Below are 6,434 nucleotides of genomic sequence, written 5' to 3'. Positions count from 1 at the left end.
GCGCTCCGCCCCCGCGTCCCGGACGAACCGGGCGGGCGGGCGCCACGCGCCGAAGCCCTGCGCAGGACGGGCGGTGCGACGGCCGTGCTCGGTGTCGGCGCGGCGGCCGGCGTGGCCCTGTGGCTCGGCGCGGCGGACGACGCGGCGGGTTCCGTCGCGGGGCTGCTCGCCGGAGCCGGGGCGGTGGCCGCCCTCGGTCTCGTCCACGACCTGAAGCCGCTGTGGGTCGCCCTGCGGCTCGCCGTTCAGACGGTCGCCGCGGCCCTCGTCGTCTGCCTCTCCGGGCTCTCACCGGCGGCGGGCGTCCTGGCCGTGCTCTGGATCGTCCTCGTCACCAACGCGTTCGCCCTGCTCGACCATGTCGACGGGGTGTTGACCGCGGTCGGCGTGGTCACCGCCGCCGGGCTGCTCGCGTGCGCCGTCATCGGCGGGGATCCCGCCCTCGCCCTCCTTCCGGCGACCCTGGCGGCGGGCCTCGCCGGATTCCTGCTCCACAACTGGCACCCCGCACGCCTCCAGCTCGGCGCGTCCGGTGCGCAGTTCACCGGGTTCGCCCTGGCGGCCTCCGGCGCGCTGATCCAGGCGGCCGCCCCGTCGGGCCGCGCCGCCTGGGCCGCGCTCCCGGTCCTGGCCACGGTGGCCCTCGCCGACACCGCCCTGGTCCTGATCTCCCGCCGCCGCGCGGCGCGTTCCCCGCTGCGCGACACGGACGACCACATCCCGCACCGCCTGCGCCGGGTCCGCGTCACCGTGCCGGGCACGGCGGTCCTGATGGCCCTGTGGGCGGGGGTGCCCGTGGCCACCGGGACGCTGGTCCTCGCGCAGCTGCTGCACCCCGCGCTCCTTCTCCTGCCGCTGGCGGGGACGGCGGCCGCGATGTTCGCCCTGCTGAGGGTTCCGACGTACGCCCCGCCGCGCCCGTCCGTGTCCCGCCCGGCCTCCTCCCGTACGGCCCCGCCCGGCGCGGCCCCGCCCCGTACGGCCACCGCTCGGCGCACCGCGGCGTCCACCGCCGGTGCCGCGATTCCCGCGGCGGCCTCCGCGCCGCGCGGTACGGGTTCCGCCTCCGGCAGGGGCGCGCCCAAGGGCACCGCCAGGACCGCCGCGGGCCACCCCACGGTGCCGCCCCCGCCCACCGGCCGCCCCGCTGCCGAGACCGCCACGGCCGCGGCCGAACGAGGCTGACGCCCGCCCGGCCCGTGATCACCCCCGCAGCCGGCCGAGGGTGGCGCGGGCCGCGGTGCGCGCGTACGGGGAGACCATCAGATACGGCGCCCACGGCCAGGTGTGCCGCAGGCAGTACACCCACCACTGGTGGGGCGGCAGCTCCCGCACGGAGGTCACCCGGTGCAGCGCCTCCCGGACACCGATCCCCGGCTCCCGGGAGCCGGGGGCGTCCGGCCCGCCCACGCACTCGCCGGCATGCCCCGGGGCGACGTACGCGCGCACCCCGGCCCGCCGCGCGCGCCGGCCGTGGTCGTAGTCCCCCATCCGGTGGCGGAAGACCTTGTCGGGATCCCCGACCACGTCGTACACGGCACGGGGCACCAGGACCACCCGCCCGTCGTACGTGTCGCAGTCCTCGGGCCGGTGCTCGCCGGGCTCGACGAGCACCAGGGACCTGCCACGCCGCCCGGAGTACACCGTGTCCCCGTACGCGTTCCGCACCGCCCCGACGACGACCGCGTCGGACCCGGCCGCTTCTGATGTGCGCAACAACGTCGCGAGGGCGCCCCGGAACAGCTCGACGTCGTCGTCGAGCCACAGCTGATGCGTCCACGCGTGGCTCGGTCCGCCCGGCGTCGTCCCGAGCGGGCCGCCGCCCCCGCCGCCGCTGCGGCTGTTGCGGCTCGCGATGCGCAGCGCCTGGTTGCGGGGGACGTCCGCGCCCACCGACATGACCTCCACCGCCGGATGCCGCAGCCGGACCGCCTCCGGCGTACCGTCGGTGCTGCCGGTGTCCACGAGGTGCACGCCCAGCGTCGTCCCGGCGGGGAGCCCGCGCTGCTCCTCCAGGGCGCGCAGCGCGGACAGCGTCCGCGCGCGGCGGTCGTGACTCGTCATCAGGACGGCCAGGTGAACGGAGTGCACAGCGGGCTCCTCAACTCCCGAATCTCATCATTCATGCATAAAATCTGATATTCCGCATAGGCTGGGTGAGTGAGCGCCGAACCGACCGCGAACCCGCTCAGGCCCGTGCGGGGCTCCCTCTCCCCGCGCCGGCCCGGCCGTCTCGTGCCGGTGCTCGCCTTCCTCTTGGCCGTCCTGTGCGTGAGCACGGTCGCGCTGACCGCGACCGTCCGGTCCACGGTCGCCTCGCCCGGCTTCTACCAGGCGGTGCTGGACGAGGAGTCGGCCTACGACCGCCTCTACAGCGAGGTGCTCGTCGACCCGGAGATCTCGCCCGTCACCCGCGACCTGCTCGCACACCTGCCCGTGCCCGAGGCGCTGGTGACGTCGAACATCAAGGTCGTGCTGCCGCCCGCCACGGTCCGGGCCCTGACCGACCAGCAGATCGAGGCGGTGACCGGCTATCTGCGCGGCGACCGCGACGAGCTCCGGCTGACCGTCGACCTCGCCCCGGTGCTGGAGAACCTCGCCGACCTCGCACGCGTCTACTTCGGCGACCTGGTGGCGAGCATCCAGGGCCGCGACCGGCCGGACTTCGAACGGTTCAACGCCGACCTCGCCACCGCCCTCGACGACCTCAAGGAGGGCCGGGCCCCCGCCCTGCCCAGGCTGCCGCTCACCGAGGAGCAGGCCGTCCGCGCCGCCGACGCCCTCCTCACAGCGGTCCCGGAGCAGCAGCGGACGGCGCTGCGCCCCGAGATCGAGGTGGCGCTGGGGGAGGGGGACGTGTCGACCGCGCTGGCCGCCACCGCCGCCGCCGCGCTCTCCGACGGCTCCCGCTCCGCGGCCGCCGACCTCCGTACCACCCTCCAGGACGGTACGTGGGACCTCACCGACACCCTGACCGCCGCCGGGACGGATCTGACCGCCCTGGAACGGGCCCGCGACACCATCCGGCTCCTGACCCTGCTCCAGGTCCTCGCCCTCGCCCTCGCGCTCGCCGCCCTCGTGACCCTCTGGTTCACCGGTCCCGCCGCCCCCGCCCGGCGGCTGATGCGGCTCGGGCAGGCGCTGGCCAGTGCCGGCGTCCTGACCGCCGCGACCGTGCTCCTGGCCCGGCTGATCACCGGAGGACGCCTTCTCACCACCCCGTCCTCGTGGGCCCCGAGCGTCACCGCGCTCGTCGACGACCTCCAGCGCAACGCCGTGAAGCAGGCGGTGGCCACGGGGCTGGGCGCCGCCCTGACCGCCCTCGTCGGCGGCGTACTCCTCACCGGCGTCGGCTGGGCGCTGCTGGTGCGCCCCGACAAGATGCCGACCCCGACCCCGACGGCGGTACGGACGACGGCGGCGGGCGTGGCCTGCGCGGCACTCGCCGGCGTACTGGTCGTGCCACCCGTCTTCGGCCCGTCCGCGCCGCGCCAGTGCCTGGGAAGCAGCCGCCTGTGCGAACTGCGCTACGACGAAGCCGCCTACCTCACCTCGCACAACGCCATGTCCACCACCGCCGACCGGTTCATCGGCCCGCTCCAGGACCCCGACATCACCACCCAGCTCAACACCGGCGTCCGGGCGCTCCAGCTCGACACTTACCGCTGGGAGAGCCCCGGGGACATCGCCGCACGGCTCGACTCCCCCGAATTCACCCCCGAGCAGCGGCGCCTGATCACGGGCGCCATCGACAAGGCCAACCCGCCGCGCGAGGGCCTGTGGCTCTGCCACGGAGTCTGCCGCGCCGGGGCCATCGAACTGGTCCCGGCCCTGGAGGACATCGGCGACTGGCTGCGCGCCCACCCCACCGAGATCGTGACGCTCATCGTCCAGGACGACATCAGCCCCGAGGACACCGAGAAGGCGTTCCACGCGGCCGGCCTGGACGACCTCCTGCACACGCCCGACGCGGACCCGGACGCCGTGTGGCCCACCCTGGAGGAGATGATCGACAGCGGCCGCAGGCTGGTGGTGTTCGCGGAAAAGGCCGACGGCCCGGCCCCCTGGTACCGGAACTTCTACCGGTACGGCATGGAGACCCCGTTCGCCTTCCGGAGCCCCTCCGAGATGACCTGCGCACCCCACCGGGGAGGTACCGGGAAGCAGCTCTTCCTGCTCAACCACTTCATCACGAACGCCGGGGGCAGCCGCCTGGACGCCGGCCGGGTCAACGCCCGCGACTGGATCCTGGAGCGGACCAGAGCCTGCGAGGCGGAGCGAGGGCGCCCGGTCACCTTCATCGCCGTCGACTACACGACGGTCGGCGACGCGCTCGGCGCGGTGAACGAACTGAACTCCCGTCGAACGGAAGACGACTGACGGGTCGTCGCCCGTCGCCTTTCAGGAGGCTGCCTCCCCGGCGACATGGCCACACCCCGAAACCCCGGGGGAGCCGGGAGGGGGGCGTGAGAGGCTACGTTCCCAGGGGCTCCTCACCGTGCGGACGGAGCCGGACGACTGCCGACAGATCAGGAATTCAGCGCCCATGAATCCTCCGAGCGACCTCGCACCGCACGGTGCCCCCGCCGCCGAACCGTCCCCCGGCGACGGTTCCGGACAGCGGGTCGAGGGCCGTCTGCTGGCCGTGAGCGACCTGCACGCGGCGGTGACCGACAACCGGCCGATCGTCGAGTCCCTGTATCCGACGTCCGATGCGGACTGGCTGATCGTCGCGGGAGATGTGGCGGAGAAGCCCGAGGACATCCGGTGGGCGCTCGAACTCCTCGCCGAACGCTTCGCCCACGTGATCTGGACCCCCGGCAACCACGAGCTGTGGACCGTGGCCAAGGACCCGGTCCAACTGCGCGGCCAGGCCCGCTACGACCACCTCGTCGAGCTCTGCCGGGAGCTCGGAGTGACGACTCCGGAGGACCCCTTCCCGCTCTGGCCCGGCCCGGACGGGCCGGTGGCCGTCGCGCCGCTCTTCCTCCTGTACGACTACACCTTCCGCGCCCCGGGAACGCACACGAAGGAGGAGTCGCTCGCCGTCGCGCACGAGTCCGGCATCGTCTGCAACGACGAGTACCTCCTGCACCCGGACCCCTATCCGACCCGGGACGACTGGTGCCGCGCCCGGGTCGCCGAGACCGCACGCCGGCTCGCGGAGCACGACCCGCAGATACCCCTCGTCCTCGCCGGGCACTGGCCGCTCGTCCGCGAACCCACGTCGGTGATGTGGTACCCGGAGTTCGCCCAGTGGTGCGGCACCGAACTGACCGCCGACTGGCACCGCCGTTTCAACGTCACGGCCGTCGTCTACGGCCACCTCCACATCCCCCGTACGACCTGGTACGACGGGGTGCGCTTCGAGGAGGTCTCCATCGGCTACCCCAGGGAGTGGCGCGAGCGGGGACACCCGCGCGGCCTGCTGCGGCAGATCCTCCCCTACGAGGGCGAACCCGCCCCAACGGCCAGGACCGACGCCGAACCGTCCGCCCAGCGGCGCATCCCCGGAGGCACCTCGTGATCGAGCGGCTGCTGCCCACCGACGTCTCCTGCGCGGCCACCCGCGCGGAGAGCGTCCCGGACGGAACCCTCTTCCCGGAGGAGGAGGCGCTGGTCGCCAAGAGCGTGGCCAAGCGCAGGAACGACTTCGCGACGGCCCGCGCCTGTGCCCGGCGCGCCATGGCCGGACTCGGCCTGCCGCCCGTGCCCGTGCTCCACGGCCACCGGGGAAGACCCCTGTGGCCCGAGGGAGTCGTCGGCAGCCTCACCCACTGCGCCGGGTACCGGGCGGCCGCGCTGGCCCGGGCGCGGGACGTGCTGTCGCTGGGCATCGACGCGGAACCGCACGCCCCGCTCCCCGACGGCGTACGGGAGTTGGTGACGCTGCCGGCCGAACGCGAGCGGATCGGGCCGCAGGCGCCGGAAGGATCGGACGAACTCCATTGGGACCGTGTCCTGTTCAGCGCCAAGGAGAGTGTCTTCAAAACCTGGTACCCGGTCACCGGCATCGAACTGGACTTCGCTGAGGCAGATCTGACGTTTCATCGAACGGGCGTGGCGGACGGCGGGGAGGCGCCTGTCGTTCCTGCCGCCGCCGAGGGAGCCTTCACCGCCCGTCTGCTCCTCACCGACCCTGCCCTGCCGACGACGCTCCACGGGCGCTGGCGGGTCGAGGACGGCATCGTCGCCACGGCGGTGCTGGTGCGGCCCGACTGGCGCGAGAGCGACGGGATGTGACGTTCAGTGGGCCCAGGGAGCGGTCAGGGGGCGTCCGAGCCCCACGTTCCACCGGCCGGAGCGCCCGCTGAGTTCGGTCAGCGTCAGCGGGGCGACGTCCAGCCGCCAGAACGCCTCCGACGGAAGCCGCAGGGCATGGACGACCGCCGCCCGGACGACGGCGGTCTCGGCCACCGCGAGGAAGCTCGCGG

At 74.2% G+C, this 6,434-nt stretch carries 5 protein-coding genes and 1 pseudogene; 4 read left to right on the top strand and 2 right to left on the bottom strand.

Features of this window, described 5'->3' with window-relative positions; all coding sequences use genetic code 11:
* Positions 1-1,185, top strand: a 1,185-nt coding sequence (locus ACFWM7_RS32460) for an MraY family glycosyltransferase (protein ID WP_383267601.1), incomplete at its 5' end; no start/stop codon positions are given.
* An 18-nt stretch (positions 1,186-1,203) separates the two neighbouring features.
* Here ACFWM7_RS32460 and ACFWM7_RS32455 read toward each other — a convergent pair.
* Entirely contained in the window at positions 1,204-2,091 is an 888-nt protein-coding gene (locus tag ACFWM7_RS32455) for a glycosyltransferase family 2 protein (protein ID WP_383267599.1), read from the bottom strand.
* 69 nt (positions 2,092-2,160) lie between these two features.
* On the opposite strand from ACFWM7_RS32455, the gene ACFWM7_RS32450 reads away from it, so the two are divergent.
* The 3 genes from ACFWM7_RS32450 to ACFWM7_RS32440 all read left to right on the top strand — a co-directional run bounded on the left by ACFWM7_RS32450 (position 2,161) and on the right by ACFWM7_RS32440 (position 6,243).
* A complete protein-coding gene (locus tag ACFWM7_RS32450; RefSeq protein ID WP_383267596.1) occupies positions 2,161-4,380 on the top strand; it encodes a hypothetical protein in 2,220 nt (739 codons plus the stop codon).
* A gap of 166 nt (positions 4,381-4,546) precedes the next feature.
* Positions 4,547-5,527 carry a metallophosphoesterase family protein gene (locus ACFWM7_RS32445; protein ID WP_383267593.1) on the top strand — a complete coding sequence of 327 codons (981 nt, stop codon included), beginning with the start codon at positions 4,547-4,549 and terminating at the stop codon, positions 5,525-5,527.
* On the top strand, positions 5,524-6,243 hold the full coding sequence (locus tag ACFWM7_RS32440) for a 4'-phosphopantetheinyl transferase (RefSeq protein ID WP_383267590.1): 720 nt from the start codon (positions 5,524-5,526) through the stop codon (positions 6,241-6,243). The genes ACFWM7_RS32445 and ACFWM7_RS32440 overlap by 4 nt, the downstream gene beginning before the upstream one ends.
* 3 nt (positions 6,244-6,246) lie before the next feature.
* Here the strand turns inward: ACFWM7_RS32440 and ACFWM7_RS32435 are convergent.
* Positions 6,247-6,434, bottom strand: a pseudogene (locus ACFWM7_RS32435) (histidine phosphatase family protein); the annotation flags it as partial.

The sequence above is a fragment of the Streptomyces sp. NPDC058375 genome, from assembly GCF_042723425.1.
GTDB lineage: Bacteria > Actinomycetota > Actinomycetes > Streptomycetales > Streptomycetaceae > Streptomyces > Streptomyces durocortorensis.
Note: the sequence above shows the minus strand (reverse complement) of the source record. Positions and strands in the feature narration are given on the sequence as shown.

What these genes read in the sequence shown, in the direction of transcription:
- ACFWM7_RS32445 (WP_383267593.1), top strand. Translation starts at nt 4,547, where the DNA reads ATGAATCCTCCGAGCGACCTCGCACCGCACGGTGCCCCCGCCGCCGAA.